Source organism: Microbulbifer hydrolyticus, assembly GCF_009931115.1.
Taxonomy (GTDB): domain Bacteria; phylum Pseudomonadota; class Gammaproteobacteria; order Pseudomonadales; family Cellvibrionaceae; genus Microbulbifer; species Microbulbifer hydrolyticus.
The window spans coordinates 370,435-387,474 of sequence record NZ_CP047491.1; the positions used below are offsets into that span (position 1 = coordinate 370,435).

Annotated in this window: 14 protein-coding genes; 13 read left to right on the forward strand and 1 reads right to left on the reverse strand. The window is 61.0% G+C overall.

All coding sequences use genetic code 11. The features are described 5' to 3' along the window. Positions 1-46: 46 nt before the first annotated feature. The 4 genes from GTQ55_RS01595 to GTQ55_RS01610 all read left to right on the forward strand — a co-directional run bounded on the left by GTQ55_RS01595 (position 47) and on the right by GTQ55_RS01610 (position 4,893). On the forward strand, positions 47-1,246 hold the full coding sequence (locus GTQ55_RS01595) for an MFS transporter (protein WP_161857148.1): 1,200 nt from the start codon (positions 47-49) through the stop codon (positions 1,244-1,246). Then, the gene (locus tag GTQ55_RS01600) at positions 1,233-2,180 is read left to right on the forward strand and encodes an alpha/beta hydrolase (protein ID WP_161857149.1); all 948 of its coding nucleotides are present in this window, start codon (positions 1,233-1,235) and stop codon (positions 2,178-2,180) included. Before GTQ55_RS01595 ends, GTQ55_RS01600 begins: the two co-directional genes overlap by 14 nt. A 109-nt stretch (positions 2,181-2,289) precedes the next feature. Beyond that, positions 2,290-2,928: an HdeD family acid-resistance protein gene (locus GTQ55_RS01605; protein WP_161857150.1), complete on the forward strand. Its 639-nt coding sequence runs from the start codon at positions 2,290-2,292 to the stop codon at positions 2,926-2,928. Positions 2,929-3,090: 162 nt separating this feature from the next. Next, entirely contained in the window at positions 3,091-4,893 is a 1,803-nt protein-coding gene (locus GTQ55_RS01610; RefSeq protein ID WP_161857151.1) for an aminotransferase-like domain-containing protein, read from the forward strand. Between the two features lie 23 nt (positions 4,894-4,916). Here GTQ55_RS01610 and queG read toward each other — a convergent pair whose 3' ends face one another. Next, positions 4,917-6,038, reverse strand: coding sequence for a tRNA epoxyqueuosine(34) reductase QueG (queG, locus tag GTQ55_RS01615; protein WP_161857152.1), 1,122 nt, complete (start codon positions 6,036-6,038; stop codon positions 4,917-4,919). A 108-nt stretch (positions 6,039-6,146) separates the two neighbouring features. Here queG and GTQ55_RS01620 point away from each other — a divergent pair, with 108 nt between their 5' ends. The 9 genes from GTQ55_RS01620 to hflC all read left to right on the forward strand — a co-directional run bounded on the left by GTQ55_RS01620 (position 6,147) and on the right by hflC (position 16,858). Beyond that, positions 6,147-7,673 (forward strand): NAD(P)H-hydrate dehydratase, encoded by a 1,527-nt coding sequence (locus GTQ55_RS01620; RefSeq protein WP_161857153.1) that lies wholly within the window; start codon positions 6,147-6,149, stop codon positions 7,671-7,673. Positions 7,674-7,684: 11 nt separating this feature from the next. Continuing rightward, the gene (gene tsaE, locus GTQ55_RS01625) at positions 7,685-8,197 is read left to right on the forward strand and encodes a tRNA (adenosine(37)-N6)-threonylcarbamoyltransferase complex ATPase subunit type 1 TsaE (RefSeq protein WP_161857154.1); all 513 of its coding nucleotides are present in this window, start codon (positions 7,685-7,687) and stop codon (positions 8,195-8,197) included. 58 nt (positions 8,198-8,255) lie between these two features. Further along, positions 8,256-9,611: an N-acetylmuramoyl-L-alanine amidase gene (locus tag GTQ55_RS01630; RefSeq protein ID WP_161857155.1), complete on the forward strand. Its 1,356-nt coding sequence runs from the start codon at positions 8,256-8,258 to the stop codon at positions 9,609-9,611. A gap of 111 nt (positions 9,612-9,722) precedes the next feature. After that, positions 9,723-11,627: a DNA mismatch repair endonuclease MutL gene (gene mutL / locus GTQ55_RS01635; protein ID WP_161857156.1), complete on the forward strand. Its 1,905-nt coding sequence runs from the start codon at positions 9,723-9,725 to the stop codon at positions 11,625-11,627. Between the two features lie 129 nt (positions 11,628-11,756). Beyond that, the gene (gene miaA / locus GTQ55_RS01640) at positions 11,757-12,716 is read left to right on the forward strand and encodes a tRNA (adenosine(37)-N6)-dimethylallyltransferase MiaA (RefSeq protein WP_161857157.1); all 960 of its coding nucleotides are present in this window, start codon (positions 11,757-11,759) and stop codon (positions 12,714-12,716) included. Between the two features lie 180 nt (positions 12,717-12,896). Continuing rightward, on the forward strand, positions 12,897-13,181 hold the full coding sequence (gene hfq, locus GTQ55_RS01645) for an RNA chaperone Hfq (RefSeq protein ID WP_161857158.1): 285 nt from the start codon (positions 12,897-12,899) through the stop codon (positions 13,179-13,181). Positions 13,182-13,367: 186 nt separating this feature from the next. Beyond that, complete coding sequence (hflX, locus tag GTQ55_RS01650; RefSeq protein WP_161857159.1) at positions 13,368-14,705, forward strand: ribosome rescue GTPase HflX; 1,338 nt, start codon at positions 13,368-13,370, stop codon at positions 14,703-14,705. A 111-nt stretch (positions 14,706-14,816) separates the two neighbouring features. After that, a complete protein-coding gene (hflK, locus tag GTQ55_RS01655; protein WP_161857160.1) occupies positions 14,817-15,968 on the forward strand; it encodes an FtsH protease activity modulator HflK in 1,152 nt (383 codons plus the stop codon). An 11-nt stretch (positions 15,969-15,979) separates the two neighbouring features. After that, positions 15,980-16,858 (forward strand): protease modulator HflC, encoded by an 879-nt coding sequence (gene hflC / locus GTQ55_RS01660; RefSeq protein WP_161857161.1) that lies wholly within the window; start codon positions 15,980-15,982, stop codon positions 16,856-16,858. Positions 16,859-17,040: the final 182 nt, after the last annotated feature.

A 17,040-nucleotide genomic window follows, 5' to 3' on the forward strand; every position in this document is an offset into this window, starting at 1 on the left:
AGTCTGAACGGTAATATCCGGAATAATAAAAAGTGGTATCAGAGCAATGAAAAAATACCTGTTGGAAATCCTTATGTTCAGCGCCTATGCGCTGTTCGCGGCGAGCTGGGTATCCGGTGCAATCCTGACCCCGGCGATCCAGGCGTCCTTCGGCGAGGAGGGCTTCGCCAATGCCACCTGGGGCAGCAATGTCATCACCATCGCCAAGATCGTGGGTAACCTGGCCGCCGCGGCCCTGCTGGTCCGCCTCGGCGCCAAGCGCGCTTTCGTCCTCGCCATCATCCTGATTGCCGCCGGTGGCCTGGGTGCCCTCGCCGGCAGCTACGGCGGCTGGCTGCTGTCGCGCCTGGCGCTGGGACTCGGTGGTGCATTGGCGATTGTCTACTTCGCACCGGTGGTGATGCACTACTTCTCCGCTGAGGAGCGTCCGCTGATCAACGGTATCAACGCCGCCGCGTTCAATACCGGCAACCTGCTCGCGTTGCTTTCCACCACAACCCTGCTCGCCTGGCTGGGTAGCTGGCAGTCGGTGATGGTGTTGTACGGGGTAATGGTGCTGGCGCTCGGCGTGCTGTGGTGGCTGAGTGCAGAAAACTTCTCCCTGTCCGGTGGTGGCAGCAAAGAAGAGGAAAACTACGGGTTCAAGCAGGGCATCAAGGAAAGTTTCAACTGGTGGCTGCCGTTGGCCTACTGTGGTGTTCTGTTCTGCTATATCTCGGTCTTTGCCCTGTTCCCGCTCATCGACGGCTTCGCAGTGGCGAGCAGCCACCTCTCTGCGGTGATGATTGCCGCGGGTATGGTGGGGACTGTGGCGGGCATCATCGTCACCAAGCGCTATGCACTGCGCCTGCCGGTACTGCGCTATGCGGGGCTGGCGCTGGTGGGGTTCGCCGCGCTGATGGTTACCAGCCGCGACCCGCTGATTGCCTACACGGCCGCCGCGCTCGCGGGCTTCTGCATGTTCCTGCCGATGACCGCACTGGTTACCCTGCCGCAGGAGCTGCCGGGCATGACGCCGGGACGAATTACCGTCACGTTTGCGATGTTCTGGTCGATTTCCTACGGGGTGGAAACGGTGCTGATGTATGGCGCAGGACTGCTTGCGGATATGACCGGCGAGCCGGCCACCGCAGCCTATTTTGCCGTGGCCTGTTCCGCGTCGCTGTTCGTATTTTCTTTCCTGTTGCCGGAGAGTGGTAAAAAAGTCGTTGTAGAAAAACTGGAGGCCAGTGATGCGGCAGCTTGATCCCAAACTCAGTGAATGGCTGGCTGCGGTCAATGCCCAGGTTGCCCAGCTGAAAGCGGCAGGTTTCGAGCCGACGCCCATCTCCGCGCGCGAAAGCCTCGCCAACCTGACCCGGAATTTCGTCGAGCCCGGTCCGGAAATGCCGGTATGTGAAACCGTGGTGCATGGTGGCGAATACGCCGTGCCGGTGCGTATCTACCAGCCGGCCAATACCCGGCCCGAAGGTGACGCCGATAGTGCCGCGATCATTTACTGTCACGGCGGTGGCCATATGGCGGGCAGCGTGTCTGTCTACGACCCGATTTGCCGCCGCTTTGCCGAGGCGTGCGGTCGCACGCTGATCAGTGTTGAATACCGCAGGTCCCCGGAAAACCCCTATCCGGCGGCGCTGAATGACCTGCTCAGTGTGGTGCGTCATCTCGGCATGGCGCTGGACAGAAAAAATATTGCACACAATGGTCGCTGGATCCTGATGGGTGACTCCGGCGGCGGTGCACTGTGTGCGTCCGCAACCCGCCTGCTGCAACATCAGCCGCACACGATCGACGCCCAGGTGCTGATTTACCCGAGCGTGGATTACACCCTGCAGATGCCAAGCATCGAGGAAAATGGTCGCGGTTACCTGTTGGAGAAAGAAAAGATCCAGTGGTACTTCGAGAACTACCTGCAGGGTGCCGAGAACCCCAGGCAGGTGTCGCCGCTACACGGTGAGTTCACCCGCAACCTGCCGGCCAGTCTGGTGATCACCGCAGAATTCTGCGCGCTACGCGATGAGGGCGTGGAATATGTGCGCAAGGTTCGCGAGGGCGGCGCCAATGCCGAGCACCTGAACTTCGGCGATATGATCCACGCGTTCCTGAATGTCGAGAATCTGGTGCCGGATGCCTGCGCTCAGGTCTACCGCCACACTGCGGAGTTTCTGCGCGGCGTCTAAGTCCGTTTACACCGCGCTTTTACGAGCGAGGGCGGAAAATAAACTCGTTACCTGTGGCCTGGGAGGCTAAAACTCCAACTTTCGTGGAGCTTTTAGCCAGGAGAACCCCATGGCCACAGAGAACGATCCAAACCTTCCCGGGTCCTCGGGGGCATCCGCCCCCGGCCAGGTCAATTTATCCACCCGCCCCCTGCTGCGCGCGCTGGCCGACAACTGGTGGATCGCGCTGGTGCGCGGCCTCTTCGCAATCCTGTTCGGGGTGCTGACCTTTGTCTGGCCCGGTATCTCGCTACTCAGCCTGGTGATCCTGTTCGGTGTGTATTCGCTGATGGACGGGGTCGTCGCGCTATACGGGGCTGTTACCGGTCGCGGCAAGGTCAGTCGCTCGTCGCTGTGGTGGCTGCTGTTTGTGGGGATCACCGGGATTGCCGCGGGGATTGTCACCTTTGTCTATCCGCAGGTGACGGCGCTGGTACTGGTGATCTTTATCGGTGCCTGGGCGCTGGTCCGGGGCATCTTCGAGATCATTGGCGCGGTCCGCCTGCGCAAGGAAATCGAACACGAGTGGCTGCTGATCTTTGCCGGACTCATGTCGGTGCTTTTCGGGCTGGTGCTTCTGCTAAAGCCCGGTGCCGGCGCACTGGCGTTGCTGTGGTTGATCGGTGGCTACGCCATTGTCTTTGGTATCACCCTGGTCTGGCTGGCGCTTCGCCTGCGCAAGTTGGCACGCAATGCGCATGACCGCTGACAGCCTGTGGGCGCGGGCAACTGGCGGGGCCGTCCCGCCTCTGCCCGGCGGAGTGCCCCTCCCTTGAATGTCGTGGTGGCGCGGGGCAAACTGCCAGGGCCACCAGCGTAATCCAGGGCCACCAGCGTCATCGCAGGCGATAACAAATATAACGAGCCGAACATGAGCGAAGCATTGATCGTTCTCGATCCTGCGGCAGAAAAAAGCCTGCAGCAACAAATCCGTGAAAAACTGATACAGGGAATCCTCTCCGGGAGTATCCCGGCTGGCCACAAGATGCCGTCGTCCCGGCGTATGGCAGAGCAGCTGGGGGTGGCCCGCAACACGGTGGTACTCGCCTATCAGCAGCTCGTGGATGATGGCTTCCTGGTGACCCGTGAGCGCAGCGGGTTTTATGTCAGTGAAACCGTTTCCCAGCAGGGCGTGATCAGTCACGGTGCCGGCGATATTCCCCGTCAGGACGAGGATGACCGCAGCTTCTGGCGCGAGCATTGCAACCCGGTTTCGGTCAGCCGTCGCGCGCTGCAAAATCGGCCGGCAAACTGGTTACAGTATCCCTTTCCCTTTGTCAGCAACGAATACGATCCTCGCCTTTACCCCGGCAGTGAGTGGCGCGAGTGTACCCGGGATATTTTTACCGCGCGGGAAGTGGCCCAGTGGGCCACCCTCGGCAACAACGAAGATGATCGGCACCTGGTCGAGCAGATCTCCACTCGCCTGTTACCGCGGCGGGGAATCTATGTGGACCCCGGCCAGATACTGCTGACCAGCGGGATGGAGCAGGCCTGCTATCTGCTGGGCGAGTTGCTACTTGGTGTCGAGCGCAAGCTGGCGCTGGTAAGGCCGGCGGGGGGCGAGACCGGTGAGATATTCCGGCGCACCGGCGCACAGTTGCTGCCGCTGTCCCAGGACGCCGATGGCCCGATGCTGGACGACCACCTCAGGCAGGCCGACTGTATCTACCTGCAACCCAATGTGCACAATCCCACCGCGGTGACCACCACCCTGGAAAGGCGGCGCCTGCTGCTGCAGCAGGCCCGGGAACAGCGTGCAGTGGTGATCGAGAACGACTGCGATCACGACTTCTGTTACCACGGCAATTCCCTGCCGCCGCTAAAGAGCATGTCGGGCGGTAGCTCGGTCATTTACCTGTACGAATTTCCCAAGGTCATCGACCCAGGCATGCAACTCGCGTTCGTGGTGGCACCCAAGCCGGTGATCCAGCGCCTGCGAGCGTTGCGCTATACCCTGCGTGAGCGAGCGCCGGCACTCAATCAGCGTCTGCTGGCCAAGTTTGTCGCTGCCGGGCATCTGGATGCGGCCCTGTTCAAGATTACCCAGCAGCTGAAAGAGCGCTGGGCGGCACTGGGTGAGGCGTTGATGTACCACCTGCCGAAACTCAAGGTGCGTCGCTCCAGTTGCGGCACGGCCTGCTGGCTGGAGCTGCCCGCACATATTGATGCTGCGCAGTTACAGGTGCGTGCCGAGCAGAATGGCTTGCTGCTGGAAACCGTGAGTGACGGCAGCGCGGTGCGCCTGGGTTTTTCGGCGATCGATGCCGACAAAATCGAGCCCGGTATAAAAGTACTGGCGCAACTGATCAATGGTGAGCTGCGCGCGGAAGAGGAAACGCTTGCCACGGCGAATGGCCGCCGCCTGAGCGTGCGCGAGCTCAAGCAGGAAATGCCCGGCGCGGTATTTCTTGGTACCAACACGCTGGGTGAATCCTACCGTATCGAGTTGATGCCCGATGGCACCATGCTGGGGTATTCCCGCAACGATGTGGAAGTGGATGAAACAGATACGGGCCGCTGGTGGCTCGACGGCGATCAATGGGTGCGCCAGTGGCGTAACTGGTCCTACGGGCGCAAGGCCAGCTTTTATGTGGTGACCGACGGCCATCGGATCAAGTGGTTCAATGAGGCGGGCAAACTGATCGACACGGCGATTATTGCCAGTGAATAACCGAATGTAATCTGGCGGGCTTGTTAAGGGGCGGCCGGGTTGCGAATTTTTCGCTTTCGCCGCCGCCCACTTCGCAAGCGTGCCAGCGCCCATTCAATGTGTTCCTGCACCAGCGGCGTCGCCGTTGGCTGCGCCTGTTCCAGCTCGGAGATGATTTCCGGCGATGCGTCGGCGTTGCCCAGCGCTACCGCCAGGTTGCGCTGCCAGCGCTCAAACCCGATCCGGCGGATGGCAGAGCCCTCGGTCTTTTGAAGAAACTCACTTTCCGTCCACCGGAACAGCTCCACCAGCTCGCCGCTATCCAGTCCGTGACGCGGGTGAAAATCCTGTTCAGCGGTGGGCTTGGCAAACTTGTTCCACGGGCAGATGATCTGACAGTCGTCACACCCGAACACCCGGTTGCCCATGGGCTCGCGGAACTCTTCCGGAATCGGCCCCTTGTTCTCGATGGTGAGGTAGGAAATACAGCGGCGCGCATCCAGCGTGTAGGGGCCGACGAACGCGTCCGTGGGGCAGACCTTCAGGCAGGCCGTGCATTCACCGCACTGGTTCGGTTCCTCGCTCACGTCCACCGGCAGCGGCAGGTTGGTATAGATCTCGCCGAGAAAAAACCAGCTGCCGGCGGTGCTGTTGATCACCATGCAGTTCTTGCCGATCCAGCCCAGTCCTGCCTTTTCCGCCAGTGCCCGTTCCATCACCGGAGCGCTGTCGGTAAATGCGCGGCCGCTGGTCGCGATGCCGCGTTGTTCACAGTAGCGGTCTACCTGCTGTGCCAGCTGCGCGAGCCGCTTGCGGATCAGCTTGTGGTAGTCGCGGCCGTTGGCGTAGCGGGAGACGTATGCCTTGGTCGAATCCTTGAGTACCTGTACCGGTTGGGTATCGGGAGGCAGGTAGTCGAGGCGCACGCTGATCACCCGCAGGGTGCCTTCCTCCAGCAGCTCCGGCCGCCAGCGTTTTTCACCGTGGGCGCCCATCCACTCCATGTCGCCGTTGTAGCCGGCGTCCAGCCACTGTTGCAGCCGCTCGCCGTGCTGTTCCAGTCTGCAGTCGGTGATGCCCACCTGCTGAAAACCCAGCTCCCGCCCCCAAAGACGAATCTGTGTGGCCAGGTCTTGCATGATTTGTGGGTCGGGAATGGCACTCATGGAAATCGGGGTGGCCCTGTTTGCGGCGATTCGGGGGTTGAAGCGGTATAATTGCCGGTATTTTGCCACAGTTTAAAAATTGACCACAGCTGGAACGTAGTAGGCACCATGGATAGTCAGACACTTTCTCCCAAATCGGCCCCGGCGATACCCTCGGCCCCGCAAAGTCTCTACAGCGCCGAGTCCGTGCGCCAGCTGGATCAACTGGTCATCAGCCAACAGCAGATTCCCGGGCTCGCCCTGATGAAGCGTGCCGGGCGTGCCGCCTACGACTGCCTGCGCCAGCGCTGGCCGGATGTAAACGCACTGCAGGTGTTCTGTGGTGGTGGCAACAATGGTGGTGATGGCTATGTGATTGCGGGCCTCGCTGCCCAGCGCCAGCTGCCGGCCTGGGTATTTGTGGGCGTGCCGGTGGAAAAACTCAAGGGAGAGGCGCTGGAGGCCTACCGCTTCGCCGAGCGCGAAGGGGCCACGCTGGTTTCCAGCCTGCAGGAGCTGCCGCCGATAGAAAAAAATACCGTGCTGGTGGATGCGCTGCTCGGCACCGGCTTCAGTGGCGCGCTGCGCGCGCCCATGGACAGCGCCATAGGTTATATCAACCAGTCCGCTGCACCCGTGCTGGCGGTGGACCTGCCATCCGGCCTGCACGCCGACAGCGGTACCGCCGACGATGGGGCCGTGCAGGCAGACATTACCGTGACTTTTATCGGCCGCAAGACCGGGCTGTACCTCGGGCGTGGCCCGGCGCTCACCGGCGAAGTGATTTTTGACGACCTTGGTGCGGCACCGCGGATTTATGAGCAGGTGCCGGCGCTGCTGGCTCGCCACAGCGGCGACAGTATCGAACGGCTGCCGGTGCGCTCTGCAGACAGCTACAAAAATCAGTTTGGCCACGTAATGGTGGTTGGCGGAGACCACGGTTACGGCGGTGCTGCTCTGATGGCATCGGAGTCGGCTGCCCGTGCCGGCGCCGGCCTGGTCTCACTCGCCTCGCGTCCGGAACATGTGGCGGCAGCGCTGACCCGCTGCCCGGAAGTCATGGCGCGTCCGGTGGTCTCTGGCCAGGAGCTCGAGCCGCTGCTGGCAGCGCCGGATGTGATCGCCGTCGGCCCGGGCCTGGGGCAAAGTCCCTGGAGCGAGCAGCTGCTGGCCCGCGCCGGCCGCGCCGAGGCGAAGCTGGTGCTGGATGCCGACGCTCTGAATATTCTCGCCGGTGGCCGCGTGCTGGCCGGGGTAAAACGCGATGACTGGGTACTGACTCCCCATGTGGGGGAAGCAGCGCGGTTACTGGGTGTGTCCAATGCAGAGGTGACCGCCGATCGTGTGGCCGCCGCCAGGGCGATTCAGCAGAAATTCAGCGGCGTAGTGGTACTTAAGGGGACCGGAACGCTGATTGCCCACAGTGGCGGAGTTGAGCTGATCAACAGCGGGAACCCTGGAATGGCATCCGGCGGCATGGGCGACCTGTTGACCGGCGTTATCGCCGCACTGATCGGGCAGGGGATGGCGTTGCCCGCGGCGGCGCGATTGGCGGTATGGTTGCACGGTGAGGCCGGCAACCGCGCAGCGCAGAACGGCCAGCGCGGTCTGCTTGCCACCGACCTGCTGCCGCATATCCGCGCGCTGGTGGATTGAGGTATCGAGAGGTGAACGCACTGCCTGTGGAGAAAACACTGTATCTCGCCGACGAGGCGGCCACCGTCGCCGCTGGCGAAGCGTTGGGCAAAGCCTGTAACGAGAGAGGCATGGGTGAGGGGCTGGTGATTTTTCTCGGTGGCCAGCTGGGCGCCGGCAAGACCACCTTCAGTCGCGGTGTGCTGCGTGCATTCGGCCATCGCGGCGCGGTTAAAAGCCCGACGTATACTCTGGTAGAACCGTATGAGTTTGCGCCGGGCACCGAGCGGGAGCGACGGGTATACCATTTTGACCTCTACCGCCTCGGCGATGCGGAAGAGCTGGAGTACATGGGGGTGCGGGATTATTTCGGCCCCGGAAGCCTGAGCCTGGTGGAGTGGTCGGAGCGCGGCGCGGGCGTACTGCCTGAGCCGGATATCGAACTGGCACTGGTACTGCAGGGCGAAGGGCGTGAGTTGAAACTGGTGGCGCTCACGCAAGCGGGTGCCCGGGCGCTGGAACAGGCGCAGTTCTCACAAGTTTGATAGATACTGAAGTGTATTCAGAGACGGAAACTGCAAGGGATTCGACGGGGCAATAATAATGATCGGAGCAGGGTTGCCGGTGCGACTGAAAACAAAACTGAAAAGAAAGCTGACGGATGCGGTACTGGCGGTGCTGGTTGCGCTGCCGGTTGCCCAGGTAAACAGTGCGGAAGTGGAGGGCGTGCGCCTGTGGCGGGCGCCCGACCATACCCGCCTGGTGTTCGACCTGGATGGCCCCGCCGAGCACAAACTGTTTACCCTGAAGAACCCCGATCGTGTGGTGATCGATGTGACCGGCGCAAAGCTGGCGGCCGGGGTTGACGGCCTGCCACTGGCGGATACGCCGATTGCCAGTGTGCGCCATGCGGTCAAGAACAAGCGCGACCTGCGTGTGGTTCTGGACCTCAAGCAGCCGGTCAAACCCCGCAGCTTCGCCTTGCGGCGCCACGAACAACTGCCGGACCGGCTGGTGATCGACCTGCACGATGGCGGCAAGGTGGAGGAGAAAACCTTTGAGCAGGTGCAGGTGAGCGGCGAGCGCGACATCATTGTTGCCATTGATGCCGGCCACGGTGGTGAAGACCCCGGTGCGCTTGGCCCCGGCGGCCTGCGCGAGAAAGACGTGGTACTGGCGATTTCCCGCTACCTGCAGAAATCCATCAACGGGCGCTCGGGCTTTTCCGCCAAACTGGTGCGTACCGGTGACTACTATATCCCGCTGCGCGAGCGGGTGAAGAAGGGGCGCCAATTGCGCGCGGACCTGTTTGTGTCCATTCATGCGGATGCATTCACCCGCAAGGATGCACGGGGTGCGGGTGTGTACGCGGTGTCCTCCCGTGGTGCCACCAGTGAAACCGCACGCTTTCTGGCGCAGCGGGAAAATGAATCCGACCTGATCGGTGGTGCCGGCAGCCTGAGCCTCAGTGACAAGGACGATACCCTGGCGGGCGTATTGCTCGATCTCGCCATGACCGCCACCATGAATGCCAGCCTCGATATCGGCACCAGCGTGCTGAGTTCCCTCGGCAGTTTTACCCACTTGCACAAGAAGAAGGTTGAGCAGGCGAACTTCTCGGTACTGCGCAACCCCGATGTGCCGTCCATCCTGGTGGAGACCGGTTTCATTACCAATCCACAGGAAGCCCGTCGACTCCGTGACCCCTCGTTCCAGAAGCGTATGGCGAACAAGCTGGGCGATGGCATCGTGGCCCACTTCACCGCGCGCCCCCCGGCGGGCAGCTGGCTGGCGGCCAACGGCAATCGCATTGATCGCAAGCATACGATCACCCGGGGTGATACCCTGTCCGGCATCGCCGCCCGCTACAGTATTTCCATCGCGGACCTGAAAAGAGCCAACGGCATGCAGACATCCATGATCCGGGTGGGGCAGACTTTGACGATTCCGTCGAGTTGAGCGTTGGCCTGGTTATACCCGCGTATAACCGCCGCTCTGGCGCCACCTTTTTAGCTCAGGGCTCCGTGCGAGCTTTCCGGGTGGTACACAGTAAAGACAGCACAAGACCCAATGCCTGAAAATATCCAGTTACTCTCCCCAAGACTTGCCAACCAGATCGCCGCTGGTGAAGTTGTCGAGCGGCCAGCATCTGTCATTAAAGAATTGCTGGAAAACAGCCTCGATGCCGGAGCCACCAGGCTCGAAGTGGATCTCGATGCGGGTGGGACCAAGCGCATCATGGTGCGGGACAATGGCAAGGGCATCGAGAAACAAGACCTGCATCTGGCGCTGGCCCGCCATGCCACCTCAAAGATTCATGCCCTCGAAGACCTCGAGGCGGTTGCCACTCTCGGTTTCCGGGGAGAGGCTCTCGCCAGTATTTCGTCGGTCGCCCGCCTGACACTCACCAGCAGCCGCGATGACACCGGCAAAGGCTGGGTGGTATCCGCCGAAGGCCGCGAGATGGAAACACAGCTGGCGCCTGCCGCACACCCGCGTGGCACCACCGTCGAAGTGCGCGATCTCTTCTTCAATACCCCCGCGCGCAGAAAGTTTCTGCGCACGGAAAAGACCGAATTCAACCGCGTCGATGACACCATCAAGCGTCTCGCCCTGTCGCGCTTCGATGTTTCCATCAGCCTGCGCCACAACGGCAAGGGTGTGCACAACCTGCGCGGTGGCACCAGTCGTGCGGAGAAAGAGCGGCGGGTGGCGCAGCTGTGCGGGCCGGCATTTATGCAGAACGCACTGCACATCGAAATGGAGCGCAGCGGCTTGCGCCTGTGGGGGTGGGTGGCTGAGCCGGCATTTTCCCGTTCCCAGGCCGACCTGCAGTTTTTCTACGTCAACGGCCGCGCCATTCGCGACCGCGTGGTGAGCCACGCGGTGCGCCGGGCGTTTGCCGATGTGCTGTATCACGGGCGGCACCCCGCGTTCGTGCTGTACCTCGAACTGGATCCGGCATCGGTGGACGTAAACGTGCATCCGACCAAACACGAGGTGCGTTTCCGTGATAGTCGCCTGGTGCACGACTTCCTGTTCGGCTCCCTGCACCGGGCGCTGGCGGACGTGCGACCCGGGCAGAAGGAAGAGCACTACGCAGAGGCGGCACAAATTTCCGGTGTTGCCGCCGGCGAATTCGCCGGGCAGGAGCGGATGTCCCTGTCCCAGGCGCCATCTCAGGCATCGCCCGCGCAACCGGCGGTATCGCCAGGTGGCGGGTTTTCGCCGCCCGTATATGGCGAACGCGGCTCCCCGGAGCGTATCCAGCAGCAGATGCAGGGCTATGGCGAACTGCACAAACCCCATGGCGGCGGTATACAGGAAGCGCCGGCTGCCGGCGCGCAATCAGCCTGGGGGCAGTCTGTTGCACCGGCGTCCGATGAGGAGGCGCCGCCGCTGGGCTTCGCTGTGGCACAGCTGCACGGCATTTATATCCTGTCCCAGAACCAGCACGGTATGGTGGTGGTGGATATGCACGCGGCACACGAGCGTATCGTGTACGAGCAGATGAAGGCGGCCCACGCCGCCGGCGGTATTCAGGCGCAACCGCTTCTGGTGCCGGTGAGCCTCGCGGTGAGTGAAGGTGAGGCAGATTGCTTTGAAGAGCGTGAGGAAGTGTTCACTGCGCTCGGGTTTGTACTGCAGCGCGCTGGCCCGGAGACGCTGATGGTTCGCCAGGTGCCCACCATGCTGCACGGCGCACAGGTTGAGCAACTGGTGCGGGATGTCCTGTCCGACCTGCTGGCGGAAGGCAGCAGTGATCGTATCGGCAACCAGATCAATGAAATTCTTTCCACCATGGCCTGCCATGGCTCTGTGCGCGCCAACCGCAAACTGACTATCCCGGAGATGAATGCGCTGTTGAGGGATATGGAACGCACCGAGCGCAGTGGCCAGTGCAACCACGGCCGACCAACCTGGACACAGGTCAAACTGTCCGATATGGATAAATGGTTCATGCGTGGCCAGTAAACCTACTGCGCACGTGCCTGGCGGCGCCCGGCGGTGCTCGGCTGCTCATGTACTAAAGTACACTCCGCGGCCTCCGCTCCGGCGGTCACCACCAGGCACGCGCTCGCTACGGTTTCCAGAGGCGTCTTGATGACTTTTTCAAATCGTCCCCGCGCCATTTTTCTGATGGGGCCTACCGCCTCCGGCAAGACAGACCTGGCGATGGCAATCAGCGATCATCTGCCAGTGGAGCTGATCAGCGTGGATTCCGCGCTGGTGTATCGCGGCCTGGATATTGGTTCGGCCAAACCGACCCCGGAAGAACTTGCCCGCTACCCGCACCGACTGATCGATATCTGCGACCCCGCGGAGAGTTATTCTGCCGGGCGTTTTCGTGAAGACGCGCTGAAAGCGATGGCCGAGATTAGCAGCGCAGGAAAAATTCCGTTGCTGGTTGGCGGAACAATGCTCTATTTCAAGGCTCTACTGCAGGGGATGGCAGAAATGCCACAGGCGGACCCGGAGTTTCGTGCGCAGATTGAGGCGCGTGCAGAAAAGGAGGGCTGGCCGGCATTGCACGCCGAGCTGCAAAAGGTCGATCCCGCACTGGCTGCGGAGCTGCACCCGAACCACTCGGTGCGTATCGAGCGAGCATTGGAGGTCTACCACCTTACCGGCAAGACCATGACCCAGCTGCGGGCGGAGCAGGACAGCGAATCACTGCATACCCAGTACGACATCCAGCAGCTGGCCATCGTGCCCGACGACAGGTCGATTCTGCACCGGCGTATCGCCGAGCGCTTTGAGCGCATGCTGGAAAACGGCTTTATAGAAGAGGTAAAGGCACTGCGTGCGCGCGGCGACCTGCACCGGGATTTGCCGGCAATCCGCGCTGTTGGGTACCGGCAAGTGTGGGAGTACCTCGACGGCGAGACCGATTACCAGCAGATGGTGGATGCAGGTATCGCCGCCACCCGCCAGCTGGCCAAACGCCAGCTTACCTGGCTGCGGCGCTGGCCGGACCTGAAGTGCATTCACGCACAGGGGCCTGGCGGTAAAGTCCGCAATATTGATGAAATGTTGCTTGAGGCCTTGAAATTTATCGGTTGAGCAGCCATAACGTGAGTGGGCCGGTGTATCCGTCCCATTTCAGTCAGTTATTCACAGAGCCGCGTTTACTTTTGGCTCTTTTTTGTACGCCGCATCACCATGGCCGTTTCTTAGTCCGCGGAATTCGCGGGCGCGATCGTGCGTCATCTGGCGACTTATCTTTTGGCAAGGAGAAAAAAGATGTCAAAAGGGCACAGCTTACAAGACCCTTACCTGAATGTTCTGCGTAAAGAGCGTATCCCCGTTTCCATCTATCTGGTCAACGGCATCAAGCTCCAGGGCCAGATCGAATCCTTTGACCAGTTCGTAGTGTTGCTGAAGAACACCGTGAGCCAGATGGTCTACAAGCATGCAATTTCCACCGTTGTTCCCTCCCGCGCCGTGCGTGTGCCGTTGATGAACCCGACTGCACCGGGTGGTGAAGGCGCAGCACCCGAAGGTGGTGAACGCGATACTTTCGGCTGATATTGATTGTGCGCTGCGCCGGGTTGTCGCCAGCCGGAGCCTGCTGAAGAGCATGCCCTGGCCAGGTGCACAGGTGTGGCCAAGCCGTTATACAATGCAGTAATAAACAGCGCCCCGGCTTGTCCGGGGCGTCTGTTGTTCGGCGCCAGCCCATTGGCGCATATTTTGAGCCCAAGAGAATAATCATTGTTTTTTGATCGCCCGGAATCCGGTGAATTGGCCGTACTGGTCCACCTGGAACTCTCCGCCATCGACAGCCCCGAAGACCCTCGGGAATTTGAGGAGCTGGCACTCTCCGCCGGTGCTGACCCGGTGGCATTTATCTTCGGCCAGCGCGCCACCCCAGACCCCAAGACGTTTGTCGGTCGCGGCAAGCTGGAAGAAATCCAGGACATCGTGACCAAGCACGGCGCCGAGCTGGTAATTTTTGATCACACCCTGTCACCGAGCCAGGAGCGCAATATTGAGCGCGAGCTCAAGTGCCGGGTGCTCGACCGCACCGGTTTGATCCTGGATATCTTTGCCCAGCGCGCACGCACCCATGAGGGCAAGCTGCAGGTTGAGCTGGCACAGTTGCGCCATATGTCTACTCGCCTGGTGCGGGGCTGGACGCACCTTGAGCGTCAGAAGGGTGGTATTGGTCTGCGCGGCCCAGGTGAAACCCAGCTGGAGACCGACCGTCGTCTGCTGCGGGCGCGCATCGATTCCATCGAAAAGCGTCTCGATAAAGTGCGGCGCCAGCGCGAGCAGGGCCGACGTGCCCGCTCGCGAGCCGAGGTGGCCACGGTCTCTCTGGTGGGCTACACCAACGCCGGCAAGTCGACCCTGTTCAATCGCATCACCAGTGCTGAGGTCTACGTGCGCGATCAGCTGTTCGCCACCCTCGACCCCACCATGCGCCGGGTAGAGCTGCCCAACGTGGGCGCGATGATCCTGGCGGATACGGTGGGGTTCGTTTCTCACCTGCCGCACCGTCTCGTGGAGGCCTTTCGCGCCACACTGGAAGAGGCGGCCAATGCCACGTTGCTGCTGCATGTCGTGGACGCCGCCGCGGAAAACCGCCTTCACCTGATTGAAGAGGTGCAGACAGTACTTGAGGAAATAGGCGCGGCGGATTTGCCCCATCTGCTGGTGTACAACAAACTGGATCTACTGGCGGATGCGGAGCCGCGTATCGACCGGGATGACCAGGGCGTACCACGGGCAGTCTGGCTGTCGGCGGCAACCGGTGCTGGTTGTGAGCTGCTGGTGGAGGCCATCGCCGAACGTCTCGGTGAGCAGATGGTGAGTGGTTCACTGGTGATTCCGCCACAGCATGCACGTCTGCGTGCGCAGTTGTTTGCGGGTAACGCGGTTCAGGGTGAGGAATATCACGACAACGGCGATGTGGAATTGCAGGTATTGTTGCCACGCTCCGAGCTACAGCGGCTGATGGCGCCCTTCCGGGAAGTCGGCAATCCACCGCAGTGGCTGCCGGAAAAACCCGACGAAGAACCCAAACCGGAAGACTGGGAAATCGACTGAGCGATTTTCCTCGTAGAAGAATACAGACCTGTGCGCGGATACCTTGCGGCAATCAATGCTAGAATTTCGCGACAGCTAACGATCAATAAGTTGAAGAGTTGGAGTAAATAAATGGCCTGGAACGAACCGGGTGGTAATAACAAGGATCCCTGGGGTGGCGGCAATCGCAACAATGACGGCCCCCCCGATCTCGACGAACTGCTGCGCAAGATGCAGCAGAAACTGAACGGACTGTTTGGCGGCAAGCCTTCCGGACCCGAGGATGGCCGCCCCGGTGGCGGTAGTTTCCCCTGGTCGCTGGTGCTGATCGTGCTCGCGGTGGTGTATGGGTTGTGGGGTTTTTACCAGGTCGACGCCAACGAATCCGCCGTGGTGCTGCGACTGGGTAAATACCACAGCACAGAAAACTCCGGTCTGCACTGGAATCCACCACTGATGGATAACGTCACCAAGGTGAACATGACCGAGGTGCGTACCGAACGCACCACCGGCCAGATGCTGACCGAAGATGCCAGCATTGTGGATGTGGTGCTGCAGGTGCAGTGGCATATCAACGATGCCGAGTCCTTCGTGCTGCGTGTACGTGACCCGCTGAAGAGTCTGCAGGAAGCGACCGACAGTGCACTGCGCCACATTGTGGGTTCGCAGACGCTGAATGGCGTTATCTCCCAGAACCGTACCCAGGTTTCGGCCGATACCCAGGTGCGTTTGCAGGAGTACCTGGACCTGTACCAGACCGGTATCCGCGTCGACGTGGTCAACCTCACTGATGCCAAGGCGCCACGGGAAGTGCAGGACGCATTTGATGACGTGGTACGTGCCCGTGAAGACGAAGTGCGTTTGCAGAACGAAGCCCAGGCCTACTCAAACCAGGTTATTCCGGTAGCCCGCGGTCAGGCCCAGCGTATGATCGAAGAAGCGGAAGCCTACAAGGCCCGTGTAGTCGAAAGCGCCCGCGGTGAAGCGGCGCGATTCACGGCATTGCTGGCGGAATTCCAGCAGGCGCCGGCCGTGACCCGCGAGCGGATGTACCTTGATGCGGTGCAGGAAGTGATGACCAACACCTCCAAGGTCATGGTGGATGTCGAAGGCGGCAACAACATGATGTACCTGCCGCTGGACAAGCTGGCGGAGGGCAGTGCATCAAGCGCCGCTCAGCGTCAGCAGATTTCTCCGCAGGTAATCGACGAGATCTCCCAGCGGGTGATCAACCAGTTGCGCACGGAAGTTAACAACAATCGTCGCAACCGCGAAGTGCGATAAGGGGGGTTGCAATGAACAACAACAAATCGCTATTCATCATCGCGCTGGTTCTGGTCGGTTTGCTGATCCTGTCCGGCAGCGCGTTCGTGGTGAAGGAAACCGAGAAGGCCGTACTGGTCCGTTTCGGTGAAGTGGTGCGGACCGATTACGAGCCGGGTCTCTATTTCAAGATCCCGCTGGTGCATGAGCTGCGCAAATTTGACGCCCGCATCCAGACTGTGGACTCGCAGCCTGTGCGGATGTTGAACAGTGAAAACAAGTTCATGATGGTGGACTCCTATGCGAAGTACCGTATCTTCGACGTGGGCCGCTTCTATGTCGCGACCCGCGGTGACGAGCGCAACGCGGTACGGCTGCTGGCGGAGCAGATCAACAACCGTCTGCGTAACCAGTTCGGTGTGCGTGACCTGCACGAAGTGGTGAGCGGTCAGCGCGATGAGCTGATGGCCGAGATCACCAAAAACCTGAACGAAACGGCGCAAACGGACCTGGGCGTGGAAATTGTCGATGTGCGTGTAAAGCGGATCGATCTGCCGCCGGAAGTATCCGAGTCGGTATTCCAGCGTATGCGCGCTGGCCGTGAGCTGGAAGCGCGGGACCACCGTGCGAAGGGTCAGGAAGCCAGTGAGCGCATTCGCGCAAACGCCGATCGCCAGAAGGTGGTTATCGAGTCCGAGGCCTACCGCAAAGCGGAAGAGGTCCGCGGTGCCGGCGATGCCGAGGCAGCCAAGATTTATGCGGAAGCCTTCAGCAAGGACCCCGAGTTCTACCGCTTCTCACGCAGTCTGACTGCCTACAAGGAGTCTTTCAAAAGCAAGAGCGATATGCTGCTGATGGAGCCGGACAGCCAGTTTTTCCGCTACCTGAAGGATCCCGAAGGCAAAGAATAGCCGGGATGTACCTGGAGGGCTGCTGGAGGGTTACTGGATTGAAAGCGCCGCCCGACACCGCCACAGCGGTTTAAATCGGGCCCGCAAGTTCCCAGAGACTGGCCACAGCCCTTCAAATTAGTGGTAAAATCCCCAAAACCGGGCCGGCGCCCGGTTTTTTTGTGCCGGCCCGTTTTTATTGG

What these genes read in the sequence shown, in the direction of transcription:
- GTQ55_RS01595 (WP_161857148.1), top strand. Translation starts at nt 47, where the DNA reads ATGAAAAAATACCTGTTGGAAATCCTTATGTTCAGCGCCTATGCGCTG.
- GTQ55_RS01600 (WP_161857149.1), top strand. Translation starts at nt 1,233, where the DNA reads ATGCGGCAGCTTGATCCCAAACTCAGTGAATGGCTGGCTGCGGTCAAT.
- GTQ55_RS01605 (WP_161857150.1), top strand. Translation starts at nt 2,290, where the DNA reads ATGGCCACAGAGAACGATCCAAACCTTCCCGGGTCCTCGGGGGCATCC.
- GTQ55_RS01610 (WP_161857151.1), top strand. Translation starts at nt 3,091, where the DNA reads ATGAGCGAAGCATTGATCGTTCTCGATCCTGCGGCAGAAAAAAGCCTG.
- queG (WP_161857152.1), bottom strand. Translation starts at nt 6,038, where the DNA reads ATGAGTGCCATTCCCGACCCACAAATCATGCAAGACCTGGCCACACAG.
- GTQ55_RS01620 (WP_161857153.1), top strand. Translation starts at nt 6,147, where the DNA reads ATGGATAGTCAGACACTTTCTCCCAAATCGGCCCCGGCGATACCCTCG.
- GTQ55_RS01630 (WP_161857155.1), top strand. Translation starts at nt 8,256, where the DNA reads ATGATCGGAGCAGGGTTGCCGGTGCGACTGAAAACAAAACTGAAAAGA.
- mutL (WP_161857156.1), top strand. Translation starts at nt 9,723, where the DNA reads ATGCCTGAAAATATCCAGTTACTCTCCCCAAGACTTGCCAACCAGATC.
- miaA (WP_161857157.1), top strand. Translation starts at nt 11,757, where the DNA reads ATGACTTTTTCAAATCGTCCCCGCGCCATTTTTCTGATGGGGCCTACC.
- hfq (WP_161857158.1), top strand. Translation starts at nt 12,897, where the DNA reads ATGTCAAAAGGGCACAGCTTACAAGACCCTTACCTGAATGTTCTGCGT.
- hflK (WP_161857160.1), top strand. Translation starts at nt 14,817, where the DNA reads ATGGCCTGGAACGAACCGGGTGGTAATAACAAGGATCCCTGGGGTGGC.
- hflC (WP_161857161.1), top strand. Translation starts at nt 15,980, where the DNA reads ATGAACAACAACAAATCGCTATTCATCATCGCGCTGGTTCTGGTCGGT.